General features: G+C 67.9%; 23 protein-coding genes and 2 pseudogenes. 9 read left to right on the top strand and 16 right to left on the bottom strand.

The features are described from left to right. Positions 1 to 226: 226 nt before the first annotated feature. Together ACGFJ7_RS41335 and ACGFJ7_RS41330 are read left to right on the top strand one after the other, a co-directional pair. On the top strand, positions 227 to 361 hold the full coding sequence (locus ACGFJ7_RS41335) for a hypothetical protein (RefSeq protein ID WP_360256663.1): 135 nt from the start codon (positions 227 to 229) through the stop codon (positions 359 to 361). Between the two features lie 211 nt (positions 362 to 572). Then, the gene (locus ACGFJ7_RS41330; RefSeq protein ID WP_392647486.1) at positions 573 to 1,337 is read left to right on the top strand and encodes a hypothetical protein; all 765 of its coding nucleotides are present in this window, start codon (positions 573 to 575) and stop codon (positions 1,335 to 1,337) included. Between the two features lie 379 nt (positions 1,338 to 1,716). On the opposite strand, the gene ACGFJ7_RS41325 is transcribed toward ACGFJ7_RS41330, so the two are convergent. The 4 genes from ACGFJ7_RS41325 to ACGFJ7_RS41310 form a co-directional block, all read right to left on the bottom strand. Further along, entirely contained in the window at positions 1,717 to 2,436 is a 720-nt protein-coding gene (locus ACGFJ7_RS41325; protein ID WP_392647484.1) for a spermidine synthase, read from the bottom strand. A 33-nt stretch (positions 2,437 to 2,469) separates the two neighbouring features. After that, positions 2,470 to 3,300, bottom strand: a complete 831-nt coding sequence (locus ACGFJ7_RS41320) for a hypothetical protein (RefSeq protein ID WP_392647482.1) — start codon at positions 3,298 to 3,300, stop codon at positions 2,470 to 2,472. Between the two features lie 31 nt (positions 3,301 to 3,331). Continuing rightward, positions 3,332 to 3,619: a hypothetical protein gene (locus ACGFJ7_RS41315; RefSeq protein ID WP_392647479.1), complete on the bottom strand. Its 288-nt coding sequence runs from the start codon at positions 3,617 to 3,619 to the stop codon at positions 3,332 to 3,334. A 1,206-nt stretch (positions 3,620 to 4,825) separates the two neighbouring features. Then, positions 4,826 to 5,278 (bottom strand): hypothetical protein, encoded by a 453-nt coding sequence (locus ACGFJ7_RS41310; protein ID WP_360256674.1) that lies wholly within the window; start codon positions 5,276 to 5,278, stop codon positions 4,826 to 4,828. Positions 5,279 to 5,756: 478 nt separating this feature from the next. Between ACGFJ7_RS41310 and ACGFJ7_RS41305 the strand changes: the two genes are divergently transcribed. The 4 genes and pseudogenes from ACGFJ7_RS41305 to ACGFJ7_RS41290 form a co-directional block, all read left to right on the top strand. Continuing rightward, positions 5,757 to 6,218 (top strand): MMPL family transporter, encoded by a 462-nt coding sequence (locus tag ACGFJ7_RS41305; protein ID WP_392647476.1) that lies wholly within the window; start codon positions 5,757 to 5,759, stop codon positions 6,216 to 6,218. Continuing rightward, positions 6,178 to 6,681, top strand: a pseudogene (locus ACGFJ7_RS41300) (hypothetical protein); the annotation flags it as partial. The gene ACGFJ7_RS41305 and the pseudogene ACGFJ7_RS41300, both read left to right, overlap by 41 nt. Positions 6,682 to 6,805: 124 nt before the next feature. Next, entirely contained in the window at positions 6,806 to 7,399 is a 594-nt protein-coding gene (locus tag ACGFJ7_RS41295) for an AraC family transcriptional regulator N-terminal domain-containing protein (RefSeq protein ID WP_392647473.1), read from the top strand. After that, a pseudogene (locus tag ACGFJ7_RS41290) lies at positions 7,377 to 7,457 on the top strand (hypothetical protein); the annotation flags it as partial. The gene ACGFJ7_RS41295 and the pseudogene ACGFJ7_RS41290, both read left to right, overlap by 23 nt. 301 nt (positions 7,458 to 7,758) lie before the next feature. On the opposite strand, the gene ACGFJ7_RS41285 reads toward ACGFJ7_RS41290, so the two are convergent. The 4 genes from ACGFJ7_RS41285 to ACGFJ7_RS41270 form a co-directional block, all read right to left on the bottom strand. After that, positions 7,759 to 8,655 carry a hypothetical protein gene (locus ACGFJ7_RS41285; protein WP_392647471.1) on the bottom strand — a complete coding sequence of 299 codons (897 nt, stop codon included), beginning with the start codon at positions 8,653 to 8,655 and terminating at the stop codon, positions 7,759 to 7,761. 339 nt (positions 8,656 to 8,994) lie between these two features. Continuing rightward, positions 8,995 to 10,020 carry an alpha/beta hydrolase-fold protein gene (locus ACGFJ7_RS41280; RefSeq protein WP_360256679.1) on the bottom strand — a complete coding sequence of 342 codons (1,026 nt, stop codon included), beginning with the start codon at positions 10,018 to 10,020 and terminating at the stop codon, positions 8,995 to 8,997. A 41-nt stretch (positions 10,021 to 10,061) separates the two neighbouring features. Next, positions 10,062 to 10,820 carry a hypothetical protein gene (locus ACGFJ7_RS41275; RefSeq protein ID WP_392647468.1) on the bottom strand — a complete coding sequence of 253 codons (759 nt, stop codon included), beginning with the start codon at positions 10,818 to 10,820 and terminating at the stop codon, positions 10,062 to 10,064. A gap of 66 nt (positions 10,821 to 10,886) precedes the next feature. Further along, complete coding sequence (locus ACGFJ7_RS41270; RefSeq protein WP_360256684.1) at positions 10,887 to 11,606, bottom strand: polysaccharide deacetylase family protein; 720 nt, start codon at positions 11,604 to 11,606, stop codon at positions 10,887 to 10,889. Positions 11,607 to 11,754: 148 nt separating this feature from the next. Between ACGFJ7_RS41270 and lysX the strand changes: the two genes are divergently transcribed. Then, entirely contained in the window at positions 11,755 to 15,081 is a 3,327-nt protein-coding gene (lysX, locus tag ACGFJ7_RS41265; RefSeq protein WP_392647498.1) for a bifunctional lysylphosphatidylglycerol synthetase/lysine--tRNA ligase LysX, read from the top strand. Positions 15,082 to 15,096: 15 nt separating this feature from the next. Here lysX and ACGFJ7_RS41260 read toward each other — a convergent pair whose 3' ends face one another. The 4 genes from ACGFJ7_RS41260 to ACGFJ7_RS41245 form a co-directional block, all read right to left on the bottom strand. Further along, positions 15,097 to 15,471, bottom strand: coding sequence for a cytochrome P450 (locus ACGFJ7_RS41260; protein WP_392647466.1), 375 nt, complete (start codon positions 15,469 to 15,471; stop codon positions 15,097 to 15,099). 22 nt (positions 15,472 to 15,493) lie between these two features. Further along, entirely contained in the window at positions 15,494 to 16,276 is a 783-nt protein-coding gene (locus ACGFJ7_RS41255) for an SDR family oxidoreductase (protein ID WP_360256688.1), read from the bottom strand. Positions 16,277 to 16,604: 328 nt separating this feature from the next. Beyond that, entirely contained in the window at positions 16,605 to 16,745 is a 141-nt protein-coding gene (locus ACGFJ7_RS41250; RefSeq protein WP_360256690.1) for a hypothetical protein, read from the bottom strand. Between the two features lie 107 nt (positions 16,746 to 16,852). Further along, positions 16,853 to 17,377, bottom strand: coding sequence for a cupin domain-containing protein (locus ACGFJ7_RS41245; RefSeq protein ID WP_360256692.1), 525 nt, complete (start codon positions 17,375 to 17,377; stop codon positions 16,853 to 16,855). A 241-nt stretch (positions 17,378 to 17,618) separates the two neighbouring features. On the opposite strand from ACGFJ7_RS41245, the gene ACGFJ7_RS41240 reads away from it, so the two are divergent. Continuing rightward, positions 17,619 to 17,981: a helix-turn-helix domain-containing protein gene (locus ACGFJ7_RS41240; protein WP_360256694.1), complete on the top strand. Its 363-nt coding sequence runs from the start codon at positions 17,619 to 17,621 to the stop codon at positions 17,979 to 17,981. Between the two features lie 30 nt (positions 17,982 to 18,011). Here ACGFJ7_RS41240 and ACGFJ7_RS41235 read toward each other — a convergent pair whose 3' ends face one another. Then, positions 18,012 to 18,635, bottom strand: a complete 624-nt coding sequence (locus tag ACGFJ7_RS41235) for an FAD-dependent oxidoreductase (RefSeq protein ID WP_360256696.1) — start codon at positions 18,633 to 18,635, stop codon at positions 18,012 to 18,014. A 613-nt stretch (positions 18,636 to 19,248) separates the two neighbouring features. On the opposite strand from ACGFJ7_RS41235, the gene ACGFJ7_RS41230 reads away from it, so the two are divergent. Further along, positions 19,249 to 19,410: a hypothetical protein gene (locus tag ACGFJ7_RS41230; RefSeq protein WP_392647461.1), complete on the top strand. Its 162-nt coding sequence runs from the start codon at positions 19,249 to 19,251 to the stop codon at positions 19,408 to 19,410. A 466-nt stretch (positions 19,411 to 19,876) separates the two neighbouring features. Here ACGFJ7_RS41230 and ACGFJ7_RS41225 read toward each other — a convergent pair whose 3' ends face one another. The 3 genes from ACGFJ7_RS41225 to ACGFJ7_RS41215 form a co-directional block, all read right to left on the bottom strand. Beyond that, positions 19,877 to 20,338, bottom strand: a complete 462-nt coding sequence (locus ACGFJ7_RS41225; protein WP_392647497.1) for a ricin-type beta-trefoil lectin domain protein — start codon at positions 20,336 to 20,338, stop codon at positions 19,877 to 19,879. 1,244 nt (positions 20,339 to 21,582) lie between these two features. Next, positions 21,583 to 23,928: a tetratricopeptide repeat protein gene (locus ACGFJ7_RS41220; protein ID WP_392647459.1), complete on the bottom strand. Its 2,346-nt coding sequence runs from the start codon at positions 23,926 to 23,928 to the stop codon at positions 21,583 to 21,585. A gap of 304 nt (positions 23,929 to 24,232) precedes the next feature. Beyond that, the gene (locus ACGFJ7_RS41215) at positions 24,233 to 26,818 is read right to left on the bottom strand and encodes a tetratricopeptide repeat protein (protein ID WP_392647456.1); all 2,586 of its coding nucleotides are present in this window, start codon (positions 26,816 to 26,818) and stop codon (positions 24,233 to 24,235) included. Between the last annotated feature and the right edge of the window lie 121 nt (positions 26,819 to 26,939).

Here is a 26,939-nt window from a genome sequence, read left to right as displayed (position 1 = left end):
TCTAGCTTGGTCGCTGAACCAACTACCGGAGACCTCTTCTGTTATCGATCACCAACACGCCTCAACATCGACGCCGCTACGAAACACGGCCTAGCGTGCCACCTTTTTCAGCTACGCGATCCAGCATTCCCGCCGCTGTATCACAAAGTTTTTAGACGCGATACGAGGCGGCGTCTAGCTCCGTCCCGGTTCGCGGTGACGTCGTTTGAACAACCGACATGCCGACATGAAGAGCAAGTACGTCGACTTCGCCGCCGTGACGAATTCCGAGTCGTTGATGACCGTCGCCTTCAAGAAGGGCGCGAACTCCAGTGATGGCCGGACGAAGCTGAGCTTCGCCAACTCATCTCACCGTCGCTGACGGTGCGGGCGTGTCGTCAACATGGTTGTGCACGGGCATCTCGCACAGGGAGCATATGAGGGCCGATCGTCGGCCGGAACGGGGAGTCGCACGCGCCGGTCTGGGCGGTTGCGGCTGGCTTCTAGTCGATGTGACCGGACGTCGGCGGTGCTGCAACGGCGCGATCTGCTCACATTGACGCAAGATCTTCCTTCGATGATTATCTCTGGCCATGTTCTCCTTTCGTGGCCGGCTGGTGCTGGGCTCGCTGGTCGCCACACTGCTCACCGCCGGACTGACCGGCTGCGCGGACGGCGATACGGCCACCGCCTCCCCCACGATCTCCGCTTCCACGGCCGTGACCGCGTCCCCGACCTCTTCGAAGACGTCGTCGTCGCCCCGCCCGCTGGCCACAATGTCCAAGGCCGTCGGGGCGTACAGCACCACGGCGCTCATCGCCGAGCCGGTGATCGGCAAGGGCGTGGCGCAGAAGTTCGGCGCCGCCAACGTCCAGAGGACGTACGGCGATGTCGTGAAGTTCCTGCGTGCCGAAACGTTCAAGATGGATCGTCTCAAGCCCAAGGCCAAGTACGCTGTCGCGGACTTCCGGTCGGCTGAGCTGCACATGCATCCGGGCCTGCTCAAAGAGTGGCGCAAGACGCTGAAGAAGGCGCTCGCCGGCGACGAGAATGAGGCCGGCGAGGTCCAGGTGTTGACGTACTTCAACGCCTACTGGGGCGGCTACAAGTTCGCGACAAGCGGACCGCAGCTGGTCAACGAGCAGATCGGGTCTCCCGTCCTATACGTCGACGAGGAGACGAACCTGCTGGCGATCAATCTGTCGTACAGCGCAGACCTTCGCATGGCGCGGGCCGGGGTGACCTACCGCCGTCCGTTCAGCAAGCAGATCACCCTCAAGGTCAAACCGGGCGAGCAGGTCTGGAGCATGGACGATTTCAGCGGATCCTGGACGATCAGCGCTCCGCTCCCCGAATGAGCTGCCTTTCAGATGCTCATGACACCGGTCGGCGGCTTCTATGGTGCATCCCGCTTCGCCGAGTCTCCGCGGGTGAACTCGCCACCACCGGACACCGTGTGGCGTTGAAGCCGACGCTCTCGCGACACGAAGCGGGTGGCGGTGAGCCCCTGATGGCAAGCGAGCTCGAACCTCGGTTCTGGCGCAGGAAGTCTGGAGAGAGCCGGGCTCAACGCCTCGACCCGTTAGCGGTCTACAGCCCGGCTGCGAAGATCGTCGGCTGCCACCTGGACGCCCGCCCGAGGCGGTCGTGATCTGCGAGGTCTCCACGAGCTGGACGACCCGCCGCGACACCCGGGATGCGGCTCCCGAGGCAGGCCCCCAGCGGCGTGGCTTCGCATCAATCGGCGACGGTCGCGACGTACACGGTGTTGGCGGACGTGCCGCCGGTCAGCGGGTTCGGGAACGGCACAACCTCGGCCGCCGCCGCGGCGAAACTCTCCCGCAGAGAGCCCAGGAACGCCTTGTCCGGTGGGTCGTCGGACCAGAGCCCGAACACTCCGCCCGGGCGCAGAAAGCGGCCGAGCCGGCGCAGCCCGGCCGGGGTGTAGAGGTCGGCGTGCGCGGGGTTGAGGACGTTGACCGGGGAGTGGTCGATGTCGACCAGAACGGCGTCGAAGCGACGATCGGGGTCGGCCGGGTCGAACCCGGCGCCCTCGCGCACCAGCGCGAAGAAGTCGCCCTCGAGCAGTGTGGTGCGGGGGTCGGCGGTCAGCGAGTGGGCACCCGGGAGCAGGTCACGGCGATGCCAGTCGATCACCGGGGCCAGCGCCTCGACCACGATCAGCGAAGCGACCCGGTCATCGGCCAGCGCCGCCCGGGCGGTGTAGCCGAGGCCCAGACCGCCCACCACGACGTCCAGCGGCGCGTCCGACGCGGCGGCCAGGCCGAGCCGGGCCAGTTCCTCCTCGGCCACGGTGAACAGGCTCGACATCAGATACTCGTCACCGAGCTTGACCTCGTACACCTCGGTCCGGGTCGTCGGATCGAGGCGCCGGCGCAGGCTGATCTCGCCGATGCGGGTGGGCGCCCAGTCCAATTCGGTGAAGTGGGGATGCATGCGAGCTGCCCTTCCGGCGCTGAGGAGAAGACCCTAGCGCCTGGGCTTGCCGGGGAAGCGCTTACCGAGCGTACGGCGGTGTGGTTCACCCGCGGGTGGTTTCGGGCGGTAGTGGCGGGCAGCCTCGGCCACCGTCTCGTCGGCGTCGTTCTCCAGCTCGTGCCGGATGTGTTCCGGGGTGAGATCGGAGGTGGCCATCGAGTGCCGGACCTCGGCCGACCGGTCGTCCAGCAGGGCTCGAAGATCGGCCTCGGCCAGCGGCAGGGCCCGTACCAGCACCGCCCGGACGTCGGGCGACGAATCGTGGGCCAGGGTGCTGCGCTGCTCGGCCGTGGTGCCGTCGTTGGTGGCCAGACCCTTGCGGACCCGGACGGTGCGGTCGCGCAGCATCGCCGAGATAACCTCGGGATCGCGGGTCCGGCTGGCCAGCCTTTCCCGGACCTCGGGGGAAACGTCGTCGATGAGGATCGCGGCCAGGTCGGGCTCGAGATCCGGCATCTCGGCCAGCAGGCCGCGGAGCTCCTTGTCCTGCGCCTTCGCCATCAACTCGCGGACCGGGGTGTCGCAGGCCGGGTTGGTTGCGACCGCCCAGCGAACCCACCGGTCGGCGTCCCGGACGAGGCGCTGAAGGTTCCCCGAGGAGGTCGCGGGATTTCTCGCGACCTCCTGGCGAACGGTGCGCTCACGATCTCGGGTGAGGCCCCGCAGAGCCTGGGCCGGGGCCCCCGGGTTGGCCGCGACCGCCGCACGAACCCGCTCGGACGGATCCGAAGCCAGCTCGTACAGCTCGTCCGGGCCGGTCGAACGATCTTGCGCCAGGGCGAGTCGTACGTCGATGTCGCTGTTCAAGCCCTGATTTCCCATCCCCCGATCCTTTCACGACCGGCCGGGCGGGTCAGAAGGGCGGCGCGTCCTCGCCCATCAGCGCGAGCACGACGCCGCCTTTTCCGCTCTTGAGTCCCTGGACGACGACCTTGCCGGTGCTGCCGTCGGGCATCTCCAGAGTGAAGGTCTGCCCGACCGCGTTCTTGGGACCGCGGCCGGCGCTGTTGGCGGGCCGGAAGTCACCGGCCCACGGCGGAACACCGCCCTTGCGGGAAGGTTCGGCGAAGAGGGCAGCGGTGCCGGGGGTACGGGTGCCGTCGGCGGAGAGGAGTACTGAGGCGCTTAGGTAAGTAGCCATATGCGCTCACGGTATCCCAGAAAAGCCGCAGCGGCCGGTTTCCGCACCACCGGCGCCTCTGGCCGGCCAGCGGTTTCGAGTGATGGTTGCCGTTGACCGCACTCACGGCTCCCGGTTCGTCTGCATGCTCCGGCGGTCCGCCGCGACGTGTCGCTATGTTGTGTAGGCGAAATCTCGGGCGACAAGTACCGTGTGTCTATCGCGAATGTCGGGCTCCGAACACAGAGCAGTTCATCGATTTTTGTGGCCGCTGACCAGCGATTATTCGGTCGGCGCCCTTAATCGTTTCCAGGGCACGGCCCGTCGTTGCAGGTGGGCCCCTTCTCGTCAAGGCCGGCGGGGACAGAGCCTCACCGCCCCGGGCGGTAGTCGGCGATCCTGTCGTGTTCGCGGCCACGAACCGCTCGCGCATGACGGTCAGCGCCGGATCGTCGTCGAACCCGCGGTGCCATGCTACGGCGACCGCGGCCCGATGACCGGCTGTTGACGCTGCCAGGACCGAACCGCCGATATTCACCGGGTCGGGGGCCCAAATTGCGGTTCGATCGCTGGTCGTGACGCTGTCGCCGAGCCGCCACGGCATCCCATGAGTTATGCCTGACAACAGCTGGTAGATCCCGGGCAGCCCGCCGAATTGCGCTTGGACGAGGTCGGTTGCCTTCGCAGCGATCGGCTCTTCCGGTGCGGGACGGCTTCTGCGGCGGGCGGCATCATGTACGGATTGCCGGGGATCTTGCTGGCTCCTCGGCGACCGGCGTCGACATTGGCAAGCGGATGTGCGATCCCGCGGGCGAATCGAACCTCGAATGGGCGCTCACGGTCGAGGATGTACCCGAGCCACGCGGCCGACTCGAGCGTTACCCGGGCCAGCGTGGCGTGCGCATAGATAGGAAGCCCGGTCTCCGAAGCCATCCGCCGTGTTCGGATGAGGCGGCTCGATCATCATCGCGAACGGCCTTCTCGGCGCCCCCAGGGCGGATCGCCGGGTCAGGCGCGGTGGATGACGACGTTCGACACCACCTCGTACGGCGTGGACAGGTCCGCCGACGCCGCCGAGGTGGCGCTCACGTTGGAGAAGCGAGGAACAGGTCCTCGACCAGCCCGGGTACGACTGCAAGCCGCGAACCTGCCCGTCGTCGGCGTCGGAACCGTTGCCGCAAAGACCTCGGCGACCCCTGGAAACAGGGGCCGCCGAGGTTGACGCCACTACTGGCTGACGAGCGACCAGGCCTGGTAGTCACCGCTGTTGCACTTCAGCAGTCGCACACCTTGCGAGACGCTCCCGTCGAGGCACAGGGTGGTGGCCGTAGCCCGGCGAATGCTGTCATCAGCGGGGTGGGAGACCCACTTCTGGTAGACGCCGGCGTTGCAATCGAGCAGCCGGACACCCTGGGAGGTGCTGCCGTCCAGGCACTTACCGGTACCGTTCCAGATCTCGTCGGTCGTGGGGTCCGAGTGCCAGCGCTGGTAGATGCCGTCGTTGCACGAGTTCAGCCGCACGCCCTGCGAGGAGCTGGCGTCCAGGCACATGCCGTTCTTCATGCTCTTCAACCAGAACGATGCCGGTGCGGCCTGAGCGGGCGCCGCGCCCATCGCGAAGGTTGCGATCAGCGCCGTGAACAGCGCCAGCCAGCCGGTGAGAGCTCTTCGTGTAGTCAAGACCAATCCCTTTCCCCGTTGATTTCCTAGCCCATCAAAGTCCATGTAGGACCGATCGGTCAAGATCCCCGAAACCCGCTACCGTCCGACGCGATATGAGCCGGTGGTTCGCGGCTGGAGCGTCACCCGCATGGCGTGGATTACGGAGTCTGCCGACCCGACGGGAGGCAACGATCTGCCGGCTGCCACACGTCGTATCCGGCCACGCGCCGGTGCTTCACCCACTGGCAATCCGAGCGGGCCAGGACGGTATTACGGGAATCGTCGGAGCGGAACACGTAGGCGGCTCGTGGATCGGCCTGCACGGCGGTCCGATAGGGCAGGTAACGGTCGAGCCCTGGATGCAGGCCATCGGCAGGACCACCGAACAGGACGGCGCAGATCACGTCTTCACCGCTGAGGGGCAACCTTCGACCGGCCGGGACTTCGGCGGCAGCCGCGCATAGGTCGCGTCGCAGGGCCGGGTTGCGATCCACCGGTGGCACCGGCCGGTGTGCGGCCGAGCCCGGCCGGGCCGCTGGGGATGGCGATCACCAGCGGCATGCTCGCTCTGATGCTGGGGCTGGCGGTCGGCATCGATTACGCGATGTTCGTCGTCTCACGGTTCCGGGAGGAACGCCACCGCCACGACGGCGAGCAGGCGGCCGGTCGGGCTGCGGGTACGGCCGGCTCGGCGGTGGTTTTCGCCGGCACGACCGTGGTCATCGCTCTCGCCGCCCTGTCGGTGGTGGGGATCCCGTCGCTGGCCAAGATGGGGCTGGCCGCCGCGGGTGCCGTGGTGATGGCCGTCCTGGTGGCGCTGACCCTGGTCCCCGCGCTGCTCGGCTTCGCCCCGAACCGGACCCTCACCCGCGCCCAGCGGCGTGGCGGTGTCCCGACCTCCCCCGTCGTTCCACCGCATGCGCCTGGATGCGGCTGGTGCTGCGCCGCCCGCTCATGATCGCGCTGGCCGGCGTGGCGCTACTGGCCGCAATCGCCGTTCCCTCCCTGTCACTGCAGCTCGGCACACCGGGGATGCGTCGCTGCCGGTCACCGAGACCAAACGACGCGCGTACGACCTGCGGGCCGAGGCCTTTGGTCCCGGATTCAACGGTCCGCTGACGGTGGTGATCGACGCGCGGGAAGCCGCGGTGGGGAGCGTGGCCGACAGCATCAGGTCGACGAGCGGCGTGGTGTCGGTGTCGAAGGCAACCTTCAATCAGCAGGGCGACACGGCGATCCTTACCGCCGTGCCGTCGACCGCGCCGACTGACGAACGCACCGAGAACCTGGTGGAGACGTTGCGGGCGGCGCGCCCGAGCGTGGAGGCCGCCGGTGACGTGACCTATGAGATCACCGGTACCACCGCGCTGGACATCGACATGGCCCGTAAGACGAAGTCGGCGCTCGTGCCGTACGTGGCGATCGTGATTGGTCTGGCCGTGCTGCTCCTCCTGGTGGTGTTCCGGTCGGTCCGGGTTCCGGTCGGTCTGGGTTCCGGTCAAGGCGGCACTCGGATTCTTGCTGTCGCTGTTCGCCGCGCTCGGCGTGATCGTCGCGGTGTTCCCATGGGGCTGGGCCGCCGACCTGCTCGGCGTCGAACAGACCGGGCCGGTCATGAGCCTGATGCCGATCCTGCTGGTGGGCATCGTGTTCGGCCTGGCTATGGACTATCAGGTCTTCCTGGTCTCGCGGATGCGTGAGGCACACGTACACGGCAGTCCCGCCCGCGACGCCATCCTCACCAGCTACGAACACAGCTCCAAAGTCGTCGCCGCCGCCGCGATCATGATCACCGTGTTCGGCGGGTCCGCCGCAGCCCACGAGCCGCTGATCACGATGGTCGCACTGGTTGAGATCACCCAGGCCACCGAAGCAGCTCCCTACCTCGCCATCGAGTTAGCCATCGACCGTCACGTGCTGAGCGACCTCGTAACGCATATGCCGCCGCGGTCGCAGACCCACGGCTCGCCCGTGGGCGTCTACCCGTTGCCCGATTCGGCGCTGGCGGCAACACTCCGGCTGGTCCAGCTGATGAAGGACCCCACTGACGCCCGAATCCTCGCCGAAAGCGAACCTCAAGGACGCCACCGGCACGACCCCGACGCAGTACCACAAGATGCTGCGCCTGCACGAGGCTAGAAGACCGGTCGCCTTGCGCTCGCGCACCATGGCCTCCGTCGCAGAGGCAATTGGATATGCGAGTCCCGCACAGTTCAGCCGCGAATACAAGCGAGCCTTCGGGTCCGCTCCCCGCCACGACGCTGAGCACTTCGGTCAAAGCGATGACCGTGGCCGGCAGCCGCCGATGCGGTGCGCAAGGGGCTCGCGAGCGCGCATGGCCCACACACGGACGCGCCGGAGACCCCGTGGTGCGTGGGCCTCCGGCGAGGCGGTTGCGTGCGGTGGATCAGGATCCGCGAAGGATGAGGTTGCCGTGGTCCGGGACGCCGTTCTGCGAGCCGCTTTGTTTCGCTGGCGCGTTTCGCGGCGCTGCGGCTTTATCCGGCTGGCGTTTCGTTCAAGCCCAAACCACGCAGAACGTTATCGCGGTTCGCGTTTCCGCGCAGCGCGGTCAAGGAGTTCAAGCGGCCCAGCAAGGTCGTGGAAGACGCGGGGCATTTCAAGTCTTGAATCGCCGACAAGGTCTTTTCGAAACGCTGGATGCGACTTTCCAGGTCCGTACCACTCGGAAGGTTCGCGTTCTTGAGCGCTACCTGCGCGTTCACCTGGGCCTGAGTGGGCGGGCAGCGACCGGGAACATTCACCCCAGTGGGGCCTACGCGGTCGGCTGTCGCGTTCGGATCGCCCGGACTGAAACCCAGCGCCGGCACCAAAGCGTTGATGTTGCCGGAGCCGGCCCCGGCGCTCCCCGTCGCGGCCGGGTCACCGGATCCTGCGGCGGCTGCCCTATCCGCTGGCGTTTCGTTCAAACCCAAACCACGCAGAACGTTATCGCGGTTCGCGTTTCCGCGCAGCGCGGTCAAGGACTTCAGGCGGCCCAGCAAAGTCGTGGAAGACGCGGGACATTTCAAGTCTTGAATCGCCGACAAGGTCTTTTCGAAACGTTGGATGCGACTTTCCAGGTCCGTACCACTCGGAAGGTTCGCGTTCTTGAGCGCTACCTGCGCGTTCACCTGGGCTTGAGTGGGCGGGCAGCGACCGGGAACATTAACCCCGGTGGGGCCTACGCGGTCGGCTGTCGCGTTCGGATCGCCCGGGCTGAAACCCAGCGCCGGCACCAAAACGTTGATGCCACCGGAGCCGGCTCCGGGGTTGCCCTGCTCGGCCGCCTGGCTCATCCCCGTGCCGACCGCGAGAGCCGAGCCGAGCAGCGCTGCGGCGGCACCTCCAATCAGCAGCTTGCGCGTCCGGCTGCTGACTCCGCGTCGATACATGCACGGCTCCTCTTCGTCTCGGTACTGCTTGTGCCGAGATATACGAGCAATGATGCGGCAGCAGTTCATGACGCTGAGCAAGCGTTCCTTAAAGTTTCTTTAACGTGACTCCCGGGCGTGCAGCCGCCGAACGGATGAACACCTGTCCGCTGGCAGGTCCGACGATCATGTTTCTATCCTTCCGGGATGCGCACCGCCGCCGCCATCGCGGCCCTCACCGTCGCCCTGCTGTCGACTGCCGCCGTCGGCTGAGCTCTGGGAAGCCGCCGCTCGCATCACCAGGTGCGGGCGGCGGCCATATGCCCCGAGCGCAGCTGCGCATATAAGGGAAATCCGGCCTCACGGTAGTGGCCGGGCGAGGCGTCTCGAAAGCCAGTCGAAGGCGGCCGGTTCCATCGCCCGCCAGGTTTTCGCGTTGTGGCCGCCGTTGCCGACGTAGGCCGTTGTCACCGACATCGGCGCCTTGGCCAGCTCGGCCATCTCGCGGGTGCCCCGCAGCGCGGCTTGATCGGTCTTCGCCGAGGCGAGGTACAGGGACACGGCGGGTATCGGAAGGTGCTGCAGTCGCCAGGCATTGTTGTACGTGGTGTTCTCGGTTCCGTCGCCGATCGTGATGCCTGGGCTGGAGTAGCCGGACAGGCTGGCCGCGGCGGCGTACTGCCCGGGATGGCGGAGCAGAAGACTTGCTGCGCAGTAGCCGCCCGCCGAGTAGCCGATGAGTCCCCAACTGCCCGGTCCGGTCCGTACGGGAAGCCTCGCCTTTGCGAATGCCGGGACGTCCGCAGTGAGGAACGTTTCAGTCTGGGGGCCACCGGCCAGGTTCGTGCATTCGGTGTCCAGCGATGGCCGAGGCGTCTGGTACGGGAACAGCACCACGGTGGGCGACATCCGGCCGGACGAGATCTCGTGGTCGAGGATCTCCGCCGCTCCAAGCTTGTTCAGCCATTGCAGCGGCGATCCCGGATAGCCGTGCAGCGCTTCGATCACCGGATAGCGGCGAGTGTTGTCCCGCGCATAGTCGGCCGGCAGATACGCGTACATCGGCATGCTGAGCCCGCTGGCCGTGCCGTTGACGGTGAAGGTGAGGATGCGGCCGCCGCCGGGCCGGTCGGCGACGGGGACTGTTTCGACGGCGGTGGACTTGGGGCTGATCAGGCTGGCCCAGGTCGGATACGTGGCGACCTGCCGGTTCAGCCACACCAGGCCGGCGGTCGCCGCGCTGATGAGGCACAGCGCGAGCAGTGCCGGACGGTACAGGAAGCGGCGTCGACGGTTGCTCGCGTCCCACACGAGCCCGAGGAGAACGGCGGCCGCGACGGCGAGTCCCGCGGCGAGCACTTCCAGGGCGAAGCTGTCCGGAGACATGTGACCTCCTTCAGGGCGGATGGAATCGGGCAGGCGTACGCCTACAGCGGCATGGGGGTCTGCGCGACCGCCCATCGCACGGCGGCGGCCCAGGTGCCGGCACGATGGACTTCCACGCCGGCGGGCAGTTTCGGGGCCGTGCCGGATCCGACGAACGCCCATGCGGGAAAGCGGCCGGGAGCAACCGTGATCGCCGAATTGAGCGCCGGCGCCAGGGCGATCGGCGCGACCATGGCCCAGCGTTGACCGGTCACTCGCACATCACGCTCGAGAGCACGAGGCAGCGATGTCGCCGTCTCGGCGGTCACACTGGTCACCGGCACGCTGACCGACACCACCTCGGGGAGTCCCCGCGCTATGGTCGCGTCCGGCGCACCCACGATCATCACGACGGGGTAGCGCCTCGTCGGGTGGGCGAGGTAGCCGTCCGGAAGGCCGACCACCAGCGGGCCCGGTTGAGCCGGCTCGGTCGGATGCCACTCGAACGACCAGGCCTGGCCGGTACCGGCAGCGCTTTGGCCGGCCAACCATGAGTCGAGGTTCCCCGCAGTGGCTTCGGGAGCAGAGCTCACCGATTCGGTGTCGTCGAGCAGAGCCGACCAGGTGGGGTAGAACTGCTGAGTCCGGTTGAACCAGACGCCGGCGGTCACCAGGAGCAGAATCTCGGTGAGCAGCAGGCCGAGCGGGCGTACGACGAAGCGCAGACGGCCGGAGCGCCTCCACCAGAACACAGTGGCCCCGAGGGCCGTGAGCGTCATGAGGGCCATCAGCAGGATCAGCGGCCGCCCGGTCAATGCCATGATTGCTACGGTGCCATCTGCTTGCTCATGGGGCGGCCACCTCCCGGATCGTGCCTTCTGCAGATCTCACAGCGTCGACGGGACAGCAGGCAGGCCGTGGTCACGCAGCCGTCCCACCTCGTAACCCCGGACCTGACAAATCTCGAGGATCTCGGGCAGCGCTCCGAGTACCGCGTTCCAGGAGTCGCCGTCGGCGGCGCGGTCGCTGTGGTGCATCAGAACGGTGCCGCCACCGCGAAGGCGCCGGCGAACCGAGCGGTACACCGCTTCGGGGCCGGCCGGCCGTCCCCAGCGCCGATCGGAGCAGGTCCACAGGACCGGGGTCAGGCCGAGACAGCGCGCGGTCAGCAGCGCGGTGCTGCTGGCCAGGCCGTACGGCGGCCGCCACCAGCGGGGCTCCTGTCCGGTGACCGAGGTGATCGCCGCCGTCGCGCGGGACAGATCCCGTACGACGTCCCGCGGGAGGCGACTGAGCAGCAGGCGATGCTGATAGCCGAGCACACCGACTTCGTGACCTGCGGCCACGATGTCACGGGTTTCCTTGACATGCCGCTCGACCTTCTCGCCCGGGAGGAAGAACGTCGCTCGTACGTCATGCCGGTCGAGCACCCGTAACAGTTGTGGGGTTGCCCGCGGGTCGGGTCCGCCGTTGAAGGTGAGAGCAACGTGGCCGGGCCTGCCGATGCCGGACAGTCGTGGCGGCAGCAAGCGACGGCTCAGCTGCCCGAAGGCGGCCAGGGAAGGGCCGGCATGGGCACCCGCGACGGCGACGGCGGCAGTGATCACGGCTTCGATCATGAGGCGGCGATCGTTGCCGACGGCGCTTGAAAATTTCCTGAAAGACTTTCAGCTGGCCTTCAGGCCCGGATCGCTACCTTGCCGACGGCATCGGGTGTGCCTCATTACTGACAGATGGCTTAGAACGCTGCATAAGGTGATCTTCGTGGCAAGCTCGGACAGCACTCGGCATGGCCGGCACGATTATGTCGCGGCATGGTGGGGCCGGATCGTCACTGTCGCCGGCATATGGGTCCTCCTCAGCTTTCCGCTGCGCATGTTCCACTGGACGTGGTGGGTGGACTACGCGTTCAGCTTGATCAACATGCCGACCGAGCCGAACCTGTTCATCGCCGCCGTCCTGCTGCTCATGGGCAGCGCGCTGCGACGGCGGTTGCGACCCGCCTACGTGCTCCTGCTCATCTATCAGGTCAGTTCCACCCTGATCAACGCGGTGCTGGCCGCCGTCGGCTTCACGTTCTGGAGCCGGCCGGACGAGGTCGATCTGGGCATGTCCCAGGTCGAGATCGTCCTCAGCGCCGCCGCGACGCCGATCGGCCTGGTGCTGATCGTCCAGTTGTGGCGAGCCCGGGACGCCTTCCCGGCACGGCTGGCGCACGGCTCGCGTCGCACGGCGGGCGCGGTCCTCATCGGCGGTCTCGCCGTGTCCTGGTCCTTCGCGTTCAGTCTGACGCTTCTGTTCCCGGACACGCTGCGTGGCATCGGCGAACGCGTCATCTGGGCGAACCGCTCGGCACTGGGTCTCAACATCGTCGGCAACAACTCAGGACTTCACGGCCACCAAGGACACCACTGGGTGTCCGTGGCCGCATCGACGCTCTCGGCGCTGGTCCTGCTCGCCGCGGTGAGTGTCTTCCTGCGCTCGGCTCGGGCCAAGCAGTACCTCAGCGCCGACGCCGAGGTGCATCTGCGTCAGCTGATCCTGACCGAGGGCGAACGCGACTCCCTCGGCTACTTCGCCACCCGGCGCGACAAGTCGGTGGTCTTCTCCCCCGATGGCCGGGCCGCGGTCACCTACCGCGTCATCACCTCGGTGAGCTTGGCCAGCGGGGACCCGATCGGGCACCCCGGCTCCTGGCGGGCCGCCATCGACGCGTGGCAGGCCGAGGCCCGACGGCACGGCTGGTTCCCGGCGGTCCTGTCCGCCAGCGAGGCCGGCGCTACGGCGTACGTCGAAGCGGGGTTGAAAGCACTGTCCATCGGCGATGAGGCCATCATCGAGGTGGCCGGCTTCACGGTGCTGGGTAAGGCGATGGCCCCGGTCCGCCGGGCGGTCACCCGCGTGCAGAGCGCGGGCTATTCCTGCCAGGTCCGCCGACAAGCCTCGATCGGCACCGGCGAGCTGGAGGAACTGGATCGGCTTGCCGCCGCGTGGCGTGGCGACGAGTCGGAGCGCGGCTTCTCGATGGCGCTGGGCCGGCTCGGCGACCCGGCCGACGAACGATGTGTCGTGGTGACCGCCCACGACCCGCAGGGTCGGATCCGGGGTCTGCTCACCTTCGCACCGTGGGGAATCCGCGGTCTGTCGCTGGACCTCATGCGCGCCGACCGCAAGGCGGAGAACGGCCTTACCGAATTCATGGTCGCCGGCGTCGTACAGGCCTGTCCCGATCTGGGCATCCACCGGATCTCGATGAACTTCGCGATGTTCCGATCCGTCTTCAGCTCGGCCGACAGCGTCGGCGCGGGCCCGGTCACCCGCGTCACCGACGCGGTGCTGTCGGTGGCTTCGCGGTTCTGGCAACTGGAGTCGCTGTATCGGGCAAACGCCAAATACCTTCCGACCTGGGTTCCCCGGTTCCTCTGCTTCGACTCGTCGCTGACGCTCAGCCGTACCGTCCTCGCCGCCGGTCAGGCCGAGGGCTTCCTGCCCGCGATCGCCCCGCCGGCACCGGACCCGAGCACCGAGCTCATCGACGGAGTTCCCTTCGCCGAGGTGGTACGGGCGCAGGAGGAACGGCTGCTGCGCCCGGCGCGCCCGCAACGGTGGCTCAGTCAACAGCAACGGGTCCGGCTGGAAAAGCACGACCGGCTGATCAAGGACGGTGTCGAGCCCTACCCCGTATCGGTCCCCCGGACCAGCACGCTGGCCGAAGTCCGCCTCGCGCACCCCGGCCTGGCGGCAGACACCCGCACCGGGCGGCAGGTGGCTGTCACGGGCCGCGTCCACGCGCTCCGCGACCTGGGCGGAGTCACGTTCGCCACGCTGCGCGAGGGCAATGCCATGCTGCAGGCGATGCTTACCGCCGAAGCCACCGCGGCGCCGCTGCGGCAGCGGTGGCGCCGGACCGTCGACCTCGGCGACCATGTCAGCGTCACCGGCGAAGTCGTCACCTCCCGGCGCGGGGAACTGTCGATCCTGGTCGAGGACTGGACGATGGCCGCCAAGTGCCTGCGCCCGATGCCCGACGCCCACGCCGGCTTCACCGATCCCGAGGCCCGCGTCGCCCAACGCCACCTCGATCTGCTGGTCAACCCCGACGCGATGCAGGTCCTGCGGCACCGCAGTGCCGCGGTCAAGGCGTTGCGTGACGCCTTCGCTCGACGGGGGTACGCCGAGGTCGAGACCCCGATGCTGCAGGCGGTGCACGGCGGCGCGGCGGCACGGCCGTTCCGGACACACATCAACGCGTACGACATGGAGCTCTTCCTGCGGATCGCGCCTGAGCTCTACCTCAAGCGCCTGTGCGTGGCCGGCATGGAGAAAGTGTTCGAGCTCAACCGCAATTTCCGCAACGAGGGGGTCGACGCCACCCACAACCCGGAGTTCACCTCGCTGGAGGCGTACGAGGCGTACGCGGACTACACCACCATGCGGGAGCTGACCCGCGAGCTCATCATCGAGGTGGCCACCGCCGTGCACGGCCGGCCCGTCGCGATGCGCCCGGAGGGCCCGGTCGACCTCACCGCGCCATGGCCAGTGATCACCGTGCACGAGGCCGTAAGCCGGGCCACCGAGACCGCAATCGACTCCGAAACCGCGGTGGAGCGGGTACGTGCCGTCTGTGAGAGCCGGGGCGTGCACGCACCGGCCGACGCGACCGCCGGCGAGCTGGTGGTCGAGCTCTACGACGCACTGGTCGAGAAGCAGACCACCTATCCGACCTTCTACACCGACTTCCCCCTCGAGACGTCCCCGCTCACCCGCACCCACCGCGGCGACCCACGCCTGGCCGAACGATGGGACCTGGTCGCCTTCGGCATGGAACTCGGCACCGCCTATTCCGAGCTGATCGACCCGATCGATCAGCGGGAACGGCTCACCGCACAGTCACTGAAGGCCGCCGCCGGCGACCCCGAGGCGATGCAGATCGACGAGGCCTTCCTGAGCGCCCTGGAATTCGCGATGCCCCCCACCGGAGGCCTCGGCCTGGGCGTCGACCGCATCGTGATGCTCCTGACCGGCACACCGATCCGGGCCACCCTCGCCTTCCCGTTCCACCGGCCGATCCCCGCACCGTAGCAACGGCGATTCGGATCATCCAGGGTCATCTGCAGTGGCGATGATCCGGGCGCCACGGCCCGGCACACATATCTCGCTCGGCCGGACGCGTTCCCGGCGCGCCCGAGCGGGGGCGATCTGCAAGCGCGACAACACGGCACGAAGCACAACGGTCGCCTCGACCAGAGAGAAGCCGGCACCGACGCGGCGACGCACGCCGCCCCCGAACGAAAACCATGTGCCCGATGCGGGTCCACCGCCCTCGAGGAAGCGTTCCGGACGGGACTCTCCGGGACTGTCGAAGTGCTGAGAATCCTCGGTCGTGACGCTCAGCAGACGCGAGAGGACATCGGTGCGCGTGCCGAGGTCGGGTGCGTGGCGCCGCTCATGGATCTCCGCGAGAAGCATCATGACCGGAGTTCCGAGGCGTGTCTCAGATGACGGAGATGGTTCCTCCGTCGATGATGTGCTCGGTACCGACGATGGACGAGGCTCGGTCGGACACCAGGAAGCCCACCAGGTCGGCTACCTCGGCCGGCTGGGCGCCGCGCCCGAGCGGGATCCCGCCGAGCATCGCGATCAGCTGGGCGGTGATCGTCTGCCGGTCGACGCCCTGCTCGGCTGCGCTCTGGTCGAGCCACGACTCCAGGGTCTCGGTCTGGATCATGCCGGGGGCGATGCTGTTGACTCGGACGCCGTGTGGAGCCACTTCGTTGGACAGGCTCTTGCTGTATGCGGTCAGCGCGGCTTTGGCCGCGGCGTAGGGCGCGTTGGACCCGAGTGGCTTCATACGCTGGATCGACGAGATGTGCACGACTGCTCCAGCGCCTTTGGCGATCATGCCGGGGACGAGATAACGGTCGAGGCGGACCGCGCTGAACAAGTTGATGTTCAGATCGTTGATCCAGTCCTGGTCGGTGAACGCAGCGAAGTTTTCCTGCGTGGACTGGGCGCCACCGGCGGCGTGCACCAGAATGTCGACCCCGCCGATGTCGTGGACGCTCTGGGCCACCAGGTCGGTGCCCTCGGCGGTCGACGTGTCGGCGGCGATGAATCGGTCGGCGCCCTCGTGGTCCGGCTTGTTGCGGGCGCAGAGCCAGACGTCGGCGCCCATGTCGCGCAGTCGTGCGACGATCGCTTTTCCGGTGCCCTTCGAGCCGCCGGTCACCAAAGCTCGGCGGCCCTTCAGAGAGTCACGTCCGGATGGTGTCGTCATCATTGTTCTCCCCAGACGGTGACAGAAATGTACGCCGTTCAAATGCCCCAGCGAGTGGGGCGGCAAAATTGTCCGGCGCCACGTCCGTCTACTTAGGACCTTGCTCAGAAATAATTAGAGAACAATCGTGCTCAGAGTGCAAGGTGCGCCTCTTCACACGGTTTACCGATGATCCTTATGAACTCGTTGAACGGCGACCGTAACTGAAACCCCGTCATCAGCCGTGCCGTCGACCTGCTCGATCTGTTCCCGCCTGTGAATGCCGTCCGCGTACAGACGTACAGCTCGACCCCGTCCGGAGTCGAGCTGTACGTGAAGGACCAACGGATCAGGCGGCCAGCTTCTGCGGGAACTGTGAGATCCCCACCTCGGCCCAGTGCTCGATGATGCGCCCGTCGCGGACGACGTCGACGGTGGCTGGAGTCCCGAAGAACTCGCCTTTCTGGGCGCCTCCTCGGCGGCCTGCCACGTCGCACGGGTGAGTTCGTAGCCGGAAGACGGGTGAATGATCAGATCCGGGGAGACATAAGCGTCCCAGGTGTGATTGAGGTCGACGCTTGCGGCAACTTCCGCGAGTTACTGCGCGTCCTCCGGCAGGAGGGTCACGTTGTAGCGAATAAGACTGTCCAGCGCCTTCGCGTACTGTTCCGGTCCCCACTCGGGAGCCTGCTCGCCCTGGCGGGGCTCGTCCCCGATCTCGATGAACGTGCCCTCGTGCCCACCCGGCGTGAACAGGAAGAGCATCTTCGCCGGTTCTTGACCGATGTTCCGGAACCGGTGGCGGTTTCCCCGGGGAATGAAAACGAAGTCACCGGGTCCGGCGACGAAAGTCTCGTCGCCGTTCAGGAACTCGAACTCCCCCGACAGCACGTAGAAGGCCTCGTCCTCGCTGCCGTGCGCGTGAGCCACCGGCCCCACTCCCGGCGGTACGAGGGCTTCAGCGAATCCCAGCGAACCGTTGGTGTCCGCGGCCGTTGCCTTGATGGTGTAGGTGTCGCCGACGACCCACCTGCTGATGCCCTCGCCACGTCGTACGTGGATGCCCCCACGGTTGGTCCATCTCGGGTCACTTTTGTCGGGGACTGGTACCGGAAAACTCATGGGCTCGCCTTCGGTGTTCAGGATGGTGATCAGCGGATGTGAGGAAGGCCGGTGCGTCGAGACGGCTCTCGAGGTTCGTGTACGCGCCAGGCGATGGCGTGGACGGCGTTTCGCGGTCATGGTGGCGGGCAGGCCGTGGGTGGTGGTTTTGGCCAGTTGTCATCAACGGTCTTCGGCTACCCGGCCTTCTGCAAATGCCTGGTTAGCCACTTACAAAAAGTAAGCGCATACAATCAGGGTCATGTCACAGCTTCCGATCAGCTCTCCACCCGAAGCGGCCGCCGCTGAATGCAAGCAGGTCCAGTCGGTGCTCGACACGGTCGGTCGACGCTGGTCAGGCAACATCATGGTGGCGGCCAGTCGCGGCGCCCGGCGGTTCACCGACTTCCGGCGGGCCATCCCGGGCATCTCGGACCGCATGCTCTCGCAACGGCTCAAGGAGCTGGAAAATCTCGGCCTGTTGAGCCGTACTGTGGTGCCCACCACCCCGGTGCAGATCCTGTACGAGCCGACCGCCCGCGGCGTAGAGCTGCTGCAGTTCCTGCAGCCCCTCTTCCAATGGGGCGAGAAGCACCTGTCAGCTCTGCCCCGGAGCGAGTCCTGATTCCTACCGAATCGGAAAAGCGGCGTCGGTCTAGCGCTCGGATGCGTCGAACCGCGCCGAATACTTCTCGACGAGCATCGACGCACCTTTGAGGGAGGTCGTCGCCGCAGAGCCCGTGACGCCGCCGGGCAGCTGACTTGCTCCGCCCTGGGGGCCGAGCGGAACCACGATCACTGTGGGACCGGGATCGTACGTCTGCGGCTTGCCCTCGCCGGTGATTGCGGCGCGAGTGTCGGCGGCGACCACCTCCGCCTGCTGACTCGCGGCGCCGGCGGTATCGCGGTCCGCGTCGCTGATGTCACCCAGCGCGAACACACCGTCGAGCCCCTTGACCTGCAACTGCTCGTCGACCGCGAGATATCCTCGAGCGTCCCGGGCATCGGCCAGCGCGCCGTGCGCATAGTCGGTGGCCGGCCGTACACCGAAGGCACGGAACCAGATATCGGCGGTGACCGTCTCCCCCGCTTCCGTGGTCACCTCGACCGCCGTCAATTCACCGGGCGCGGCTTTCGGCAGGGCCCGTAGCGGGCTGCCCAAAACCAGCCTGATGCCCATCTCGTCGAGCGGTCGCGGTCGCGTGGGGTCGGCGTCGCGGGGCAGCGGCAACAGGTCGGTGATAGCGTCCGCGACGTCGTCGAGCTGATCGCTACCCATCCGCTGGGGCGGCGCCTCGGTGAGCCAAAGTGAGGCCGTGCGCGATGAAGTTATTGCCTCGGCACGCCACGTACTCGTCACAATCCTCGCCACGACCGTTGCCGTCGCCGGCTCAGGTTCGAGCCGGCGAAGTGGGTTCCGCCGGCCGCCTAGCCGGAATTCGGGTGCGGCCCGGCGCCGGCGAGCCGGGAGCCGTGTGGCGGCCGTCCGCCGGGCTCTCGATACCGATCGCCGAACGGCTGCGCCGGAAGGGCGATATCGCGGCCGGGCACTACGTCATCGTGCAGAGCCGTCGTCCAGCCGCCGCTGAACATACACGGCTCGCATACGTCAGATGACATAGGAAGGGCCGGTCGGGCGAAGCCCACCGCTGAAGGAATCGAGGGTGCTTGTGCAGACATCTTTAAAGAAGCTGAGCGTGTACGCGATGACGGGTGTCGCGGTCGGCGGAATCGCGGTGGGACTTGCCGGATCACCCGCCTCTGCAGCGTCTGCCGTCGTCCGATTCTGCCCTAGAGGGACATCGGTCGGGTTCGTGCACATATTGCCGGTGGCTGGGTATGGACACACTCAGAGCCGCGTTCTTTCGAAAGGCAACTGCTGGGCAACCCAGATGGACACCCGCAACCAGGTCGCTCAGATCGACGTGGTCGCCCTGAGGCCGGACGGCGGCGAGCGGTGGATGGGGGCAGTGTATTGGAGCAGCAGCAAAGGAAGCATCAACATCGTGATCGGTGGTACTCCGGAGTTCCCGAATTTCGGTATTGAGCACTGATAGCCGAATGATTCGCCGGTGACGGCTACTGGTTCGGCCGGGTCGCTTCTATCGACGAAAGGTTGATGGCGCTCCGCGGCGCTCTCGGCGAAGCGGACGCTGCCCTGACCCAACCGAGCTGGACACCTCTACCTCCCGGCAGGGGAACGACGTGACCGCATGCGGGATCCCCGCCTCGGCGGGATACGAGGTTGCGGTGTTGAGGCGATGATTGAGGGCGCAATTCCCGATAGGTCGGCAACCCGGTCCTGGCTTTGAAGACGTCGAGCCGCAAGTTTCGTCGATACCGGGGCGGCCCGGCGTCTTCAAGCCAGGATTAGCGAGAGCCCTCAAATGCCACCAGATGATTCGAGTTGCTAGGGTGGGGCCGACTATCTCGCTGGCACTCCCAGTACTGCCCTTCGGGAACCGAAATAAATATTTGGAGTGCCGCGCTCCGGACATCGGCTTGAGGATTAAATCGAAGTTACCTCAAATACCAGGTCTGGAAGTCGCCCTTATTGCAAGTGGCCACATGAGTCCACCCAGTGGAATCGCTATCCAAGCAGGTCTTCAGCGGGTGAGACATAATGTACGTCGTTGCTGAACCTACTTCCCATTCAAGACTATTGTTGTCTTTTGTGGGGCAAGTGACAGTATAGGCATCTCCGTTGGAATTAGTGGCGAGGCACCTGCCGGTCGCAACATTTTTCAGCCAGACTTGACCCCAATTAACACTACTGTTGAACGGCGGGCGCGTGCGCAACCAGCGCTGATAGTTGCCGCCATTGCAGGCCAGCGTATATACGGTCCCCTGAGAGTTGCTGTCGAGGCAGCGTGAGGTCGCTCGGTTCTTGACCTCGTAACGGGGCTCTTCCCTGGCCGACTCCGAATTCGCAGATGTTGAACTCGCAGATGCCGAAGTCGACGGCACCGCCAACGCGATCATGCCGGCCATTACGGCCGCTGCGGAGGCCAGTAGCCGCGCACCAGTCCCATTACGGATCATTCGTGATCTCCAAATCTCGAGCATCAGACGTCATTACGGTCGACTCTGACCGACAAGAAGGACGCCGAACTTGCTGTCAATACAATCAGGATATTCAGCACTGTCAACTAGTCGCTGTCGTGACGAAGGACGCACGTTCATCATGAACCCTTGCCGGTTCCATACGTGTCTTAGTTTGTTCACTACCCTTTAGTGAGCAGCCAGTCTCGGCCCTTCGACAGACACCCCGGCTGCAGTTCCCGGAACGCACAAGAATTCTTCTGAGCTGACGTTATGTGACTTTTCCAGAGCGAGAATCGTCCTTCACGGAAGGCACCTACAGGGTGATGCAGCTGCGCGAGGAACGGCTTGGATTCGAACGGATCCCAAGACGGCGCTCGCCTCGAACTCAGCGACCAGACGTTCCTTCAATCGCGCACAAGGTGGGCTCCACGATCGGCCCCGCAGCGGTGTCATATCGCCTGTCGCGCACAGCACGGCGTCGACGTGCTGTGCGGCTAAGAGCTCTTAACCACGATCTGCTGAATCGATGTTGATCAGCGCACGACAGGAAGATCCGTCTCGTTCGCGGGGCGTGGCCAGGCCGTGGGGTGTGGACGACCAGTTGTGGGCGTTGATCGAGCCAGTTGTACCGCCGTGGCCGGAGAAAGCGCCGGGCCCGAAGCCGATCCCGGACCGGTCCTGCCCGCAAGGCATCATGTTCGTGCTGCACAGCGGGTCTGCTGGTAAGACCTGCCGCAGGAACTGGGCCTCGGTTCCGTGAGTCGGCCTGTTCGCCGCCGTCGGCACGCTCGCCTACGGCCGCCACCGTTCCCGTCGGCCGGAGCAAGGTCAGCGTAAGACTGGCCGCGCGCCATATTGCCGACCTGCGCCAATCCGTCATCGGACAGCCCACACCCGGCTGCGGACAGACAGTGCCCGGTAAGACGAGCTGATGTGGGCACCCAGCATCCATCAGTTACGGGGACAAGGACACCCGCGTGCGATTCTGCTGCGTGGCAGAGTGCGCTGCAGGAACCCAATCAAGGTCGGTGACACCGGCTGCCACGCAGCTGATGATCACTCCTCCGGACAGCGGGCCGGTTTCACCGCGACCGCCTGCCGCATGACTTCCGCGCATGCCGGATCGACAAGGTGGGCGACTCAGATCCGAAGGGCACGAAGACTCGGCGCGGCGCCGGCGGTCAGCTTTCGGCGGCGAGCCGGGCCAGCGCGGCGCGAGCGCGCGCCTGCTCCTCCGGCTTGTCGATCTCGGTGGCCAGCGCCAGCGCCTCCTCGTGCCGGGCCACAGCGTCCGACCGTCGACCCAGGCCGGCCAGGGCCTGCCCGAGTCCGTTGAGCACGCATGTCCGGCCGTAGCGTTCGCCGAGGTCCTGGAAGATCGTGAGGGCCTGTTCGTAGTGCCCCACGGCATCCGCGAACGTGCCGAGCAGGGTGTGGGCGTCACCCAGGTTGTTCAGTGCGGTCGCCTCGCCGCCGCGGTGTTCCAGTTCGCGGAAGATGTGCAGCGCCCGGCCGTTCTGCTCGACCGCCGGCGCGGGGCGGCCCAGCCGGACGTACACGCTGCCGAGATTTGTCAGTGTGTTGGCTTCGCCGACCCGGTCGCCGAGCCGCACGAAGCGGTCCAGCGCCTGCAACTGATACGTCGCGGAGATCTCGCATTGCCCCGTCGTGCTGTGCACCACGCCCAGGTTGCCCAGCGTGCGCGCCTCCCCGCGGGCGTCGCCGAACTGCTGGAACAGAGCCAGCGCCCGGGACAGATGCCCGACCGCCTCGGGGTGCCGGCCCAACTGCCAGCACACCACGCCCAAGTTGGTGAGCGCGGTGGCCTCGGCGATGCCGTCGCCCAGCAGCCGGGCGGCGTGCTGCGCCTCGGTGTGCACGGCGAAGGCGTCGGCCGGGTGCCCGCCGTTGTCCAGGTAGGAGTAGAGCAGTCCGGCCAGCCATACGGCGTGTTGCGGCCAGCCGTCGCGCGCCGCCTGCAGGCACACCGCCACCAGCGTGGCGCGTTCCGCGTCCAGCCAGTGCAGCGCGGCCCTGGGTTCGTTCAGCGGCGGGCCGGCCGACGGCCGCGGGGGCAGCGTCGGGCGGCGGTGCCGCTCCGCCGGATAGAGCGCGTCCATGGCGGCGGCCGCGCCGTGCACGTAGTGGTCGAACAGGCGGGTGAGCGCGTCCCGGCGATCCGTCGGCCGATCCTCGTCGTGCGCGCGCTCCGCCGCGTACGCGCGGACCAGATCGTGCAGCACGTACCGGCCGTCCACCGGTTGCTGCGCGAGGTGGTCGCCGGCGAGCTGGCGCAGGTCCGCCGCGGCGGTGCCCGGGTCGGTGCCGAGCAGCGCGGCGGCGGCGTACACGTCGAGGTCCGGCCCGGGGTGTGCGGCCATGCGGCGCAGCAGTGTCCGCCGGCGTTCGGCAAGGTGCCGGTAGGACACGTGCAGCGCCAGATCCACGCCGCCGTCGAGCCGGCGGTGCCGGTGCCGCTCGTCCAGCCGGTCGGCGTGGTCGGTGACCGTCCATCCGGGCCGGGCGGCCATCTGGCCGGCCACCACGCTGAGCGCCAGCGGCAGATGCCCGCAGCGCAGGGCGACCCGGCCGTACGCGGCGTCGTCCGCGCCGAGCTCCACCCCGGGCACCGACCGCGCCAGCAGCTGCTCGGCCTCGTGCGCGCTGAACAGCTCGACGTCGAGGTGGACCTTCGGGTTCAGACCGTCGAGCCGGCGGCGCGACGTGATCAGCGTCAGGCCGCCGGGGGCGTCAGCGAGCAGCGGTTGCACCTGGTCCTCGCCGGCCGCGTTGTCGAGGATCACCAGCGCCCGCCGGCCGGCCAGCCGCTCGCGGAACAGCGCGGTCCGGGCGGCGAGACCGTGTGGGATCTTGTGGCCGGAGACGCCGAGCACGCGCAGGAAGCCGTCCAGGACCGCTGCCGGCTCGGCCGGCGGCTGCCCCGCGTCGGGGTGGAATCCGCGCAGGTTGACGAAGAGGATCGGGTCGAAGGCGGCGTCGGCGGCGAGCAGACGGCCGGCATGGATCGCCAGCTGGCTCTTGCCGATCCCGGCCATCCCGGCGAGCACACACACCACCGGGCCGGGCCGGCCGGGGAGCCGGCGCAGGGCCGCCATCTCGGCGTCGCGACCGGTGAAGGTGGCGATGTCGTCCGGGAGCCGGTCGAGCACGCGGACCTGCGCGGCCGCGGCGGTCTCGGCCAGGATGACGCGTAACGCCTGCCGCCAGTGGGCCAGGTAGCCGGTCTCGTCGTGCAGCGCCCGAACCACGGCCAGCATCAGCTCGCCGTTGATCCGGCGCCGCCCGGTCTTGAAGCAGTCCACGACCGTACCGCGGCGGGCGAGCTCGCCGGCGGGCCGGCCGGCGGCCTGCCAGTGCTCGCCGATCCGTCGTGTGATCGTCTCGTACGAGGGGTCGCCGGCGTACAGCTTGAGCGCCCGTAGACAGCCGACCAGCTCGTCGAGGGTGCGCGCCGATCCGGGATCGGGCAGCTCGGACGCCGGGCCGTCCGCGTCGGCAGCAGTCATGGCACCTCCTGTGAAGCGCCGACGATACCAATCGATCCCGGCGCGTATGGAATCGTTTGGATTCCGCCCGGCGTCCCGGCCGATGCGCTGACATCGACACAGCGATTCCCGATCGGCGACCGAGCCCGCCGATGTGCTCGTGACCGGGCGCCGCAGCGCCGCGGCGACCAACTTCCGAAGGGGTGGCGGAGCCTGCGTGGCTGATCAACGGGGGGTCGCGCCGGCTCACCACTCCTGACGCCGGGGCACCGTGCGAGCCGCCGCCATCGACTCGCACGGTGCCCCGCGCGGCCACCCGCACCTGTCACCGATGTCCGGCGCTGCTGTTGTCGAGGGCGGCGAGGTCTGCGCGGAGCTGGTCGGCCTCGGGCAGGTCGAGGTCGGTGTAGAGGGCCAGGGCGTGCTGGTAGTACTCGCGGGCGACGGCGTGATTGCCGAGGACCTGGTGGGCGTGGCCGAGGCCGGTGTGGGCGCGGGCCTGCTGATCGCGGTGGTCGGCGGCGGTGGTGTGGGCGGCGGTGTGGTAGGTGAGGGCGTCGGCGGCGCGGCCCGCGGTGCGGGCGGCTTCGCCGAGGCCGTTGAGCGCCCAGGATTCGCCGCGCCGTTCGCCGGTCTCACGGAAGATGGTCAGAGCCTGCTGATGGTGTTCGATGGCCTGGACGGGCTGGCCGAGGCGGGTGTGGAGGGTGCCGAGGTTGTCCAGCACCCAGGCTTCGCCGGCATGGTTACCGAGTTGCCGGTGCAGGGCCAGGGCCTGCTCGAGGTGGTCGCCGGCCGGACCGTACCGGCCCGACCGCATCTCGACTTCACCGAGGCTGTTCAGCGTGTCGGCTTCGCCGACCCGGTCGCCGGTCTGCCGGCACAGGGTCAGGGCCTGCGCGTAGTGCTCGACGGCCGGCCCGCGGCGGCCCAGCAGCGCGTCGAGGTCGCCGAGGTAGGCCAGCACGCTGGCTTCGCCGGGCCGGTCGCCGGTCTGCCGGTACAGGGTCAGCGCCTGCTCGAGGTGGTCGCCGGCCGGGCCGTACCGGTCCGACCGCATCTCGATGACGCTGAGGTTGTGCAGGGCCCGGGCCTGGCCGGCCGGGTCGCCGACCTGCCGGAACAGGTCCAGGGCGTGGTGGAAGTGGTCGGCGGCCGGCCGGTACCGGCCCAGCCGATAGTCGGCGCCGCCGAGATCGGCCAGGGCGTGGGCCTGTCCGGCCGGGTCGCCGTTGTGGCGGGCGGCGCGGTAGGCATGGCCGTGCATGGTCAGGGCGTCGGTGTGGTGGCCGCCGTCGAGGTATCGGTACAAGGTGCGGGCGAGTCGGGTGGTGTGGGTGGGCCAGCCGTGGCCGGCGGTGTGGGCGGCGACCGCGATCAGTGTGGGCCGTTCGGTGTCCAACCACTGTCGGGCGGTGCCCGGATCGGTCAGGTCCGGAATGGGGGTGGCGACCGGGGGGATCGCGGGCCGGCGGTGGGGGTGCAGAGTGTTCATGGCGGTGGCGCTGGTGGCGAGGTAGTAGTCGAACAGGCGGGTCAGGGCGGCGCGGCGCTCGGGTGGGCGATCCTCGTCGGCGGCCCGGATGGTGGCGTAGACGCGAACCAGGTCGTGGAAGGTGTACCGGCCGGAAGTGCTCTGCTGCATCAGGTGGTCGCGGTGCAAGCGGTGCAGAAGATCTTGGGCGGTGGACAGGTCGGTGTCGGCCAGAGCCGCGGCGGCGTAGGCGTCGATGTCCTGACCGGGATGGAGCGCCGCCAGTCGGAGCAGTCGCCGCTGCGGCGTGGGCTGGTGCTGGTAGGACAGGCCGACGGCGAGTTCGACGCCGGTGTCCAGGCGCCGGTCGTGGTGGCGTTCGTCGAGTCGGTCGGCGTGGTCGGTCAGGGTCCAGCCCGATGTGTTGCGGATATGTCCGGCGACCAGGCTGAGGGCCAGGGGCAGGTGGCCGCAGCGCCGGGCGATCCGTGCCGCGGCGCACGGATCAGCGCCGACGGGGACCTCGGGTACGGCCCGGGCGAGGAAGGCCAGAGCCTCGTCGGGGGTGAACACGTCCACGGTGAGATGGATCGCGGAGCGCAGGTCGGCCAGGCTGCGCCGGCTGGTGACCACGGTGAGGCAGCCCGGCGTGACCGGCAACAGCGGACGGACCTGCTCGGCGGTGGCGGCGTTGTCCAACACCACCAGCGCCCGGATCCCGGCGAGCTGGTGACGGTACGCGGCGACGCGCGCCTCGAGGGTGTGGGGGATCTGCTGGGCGGGCATTCCGAGCAGGCGCAGGAATCCCTCCAGGACGGCGGCCGGGTCGGCCGGCGGCTGCGCCGGATCGAAGCCGCGCAGGTTGACGAACAACACCCGCTCGAACGGCTCCTCCCGCGCCAGCAGGTGTCCGGCGTGCACGGCGAGTTGAGTCTTGCCGACCCCGGCCATCCCCTCGATCGCGGAGATCACCACCGCCTGCCCGGCCCGGGCCGCGCGGCGGAGCCGGTCGAGTTCGCCGGTACGGCCGGTGAATCCGGTCAGGCCCCGCGGCAGGCTGTCCTGGACTCGAACCTGGGACACCGCCTCCATCTCCCCGCCGACGACACGGAGGGCCTGGCGCCACTGCGTGACGTACCCGGCATCGGGGTACAGCGCCTCAACGACCGCGATCACCAAGTCGCTGTCCAGGCGTTGCCGTCCGCGCCGGAAGCAATACGCGACCGTGGACTTGCACACCAGCTCACTGGCAGGCAGGCCGGCAGCGGTCCAGGCCGCGTTGACCCGGTTCACGATCGTCGCGTACGAGGGGTTGCCGGCCCAGACCTTCAATCGGCGCAGCTGCTCGCCAAGATCGCCGAGGCTGCCCGCCCGCGCGGGATCGGGCAGTCCCGCTGACGCGTCCCCCGTGCTCGCCGTTTCCCCCGACACCGGCATCGCCCACTCCCATGATCGGGTTCGATGTCTCAGCGCCATGAGACTAATCGGCTTTACCGAAGACAGTGGTCGTTCATCAGACACTTCACGCCATCTGCCCCATAACGGATCCGCCGGCGCC

The sequence above is a fragment of the Actinoplanes sp. NPDC048988 genome, assembly GCF_043197815.1.
GTDB lineage: Bacteria > Actinomycetota > Actinomycetes > Mycobacteriales > Micromonosporaceae > Actinoplanes.
Note: the sequence above shows the minus strand (reverse complement) of the source record. Positions and strands in the feature narration are given on the sequence as shown.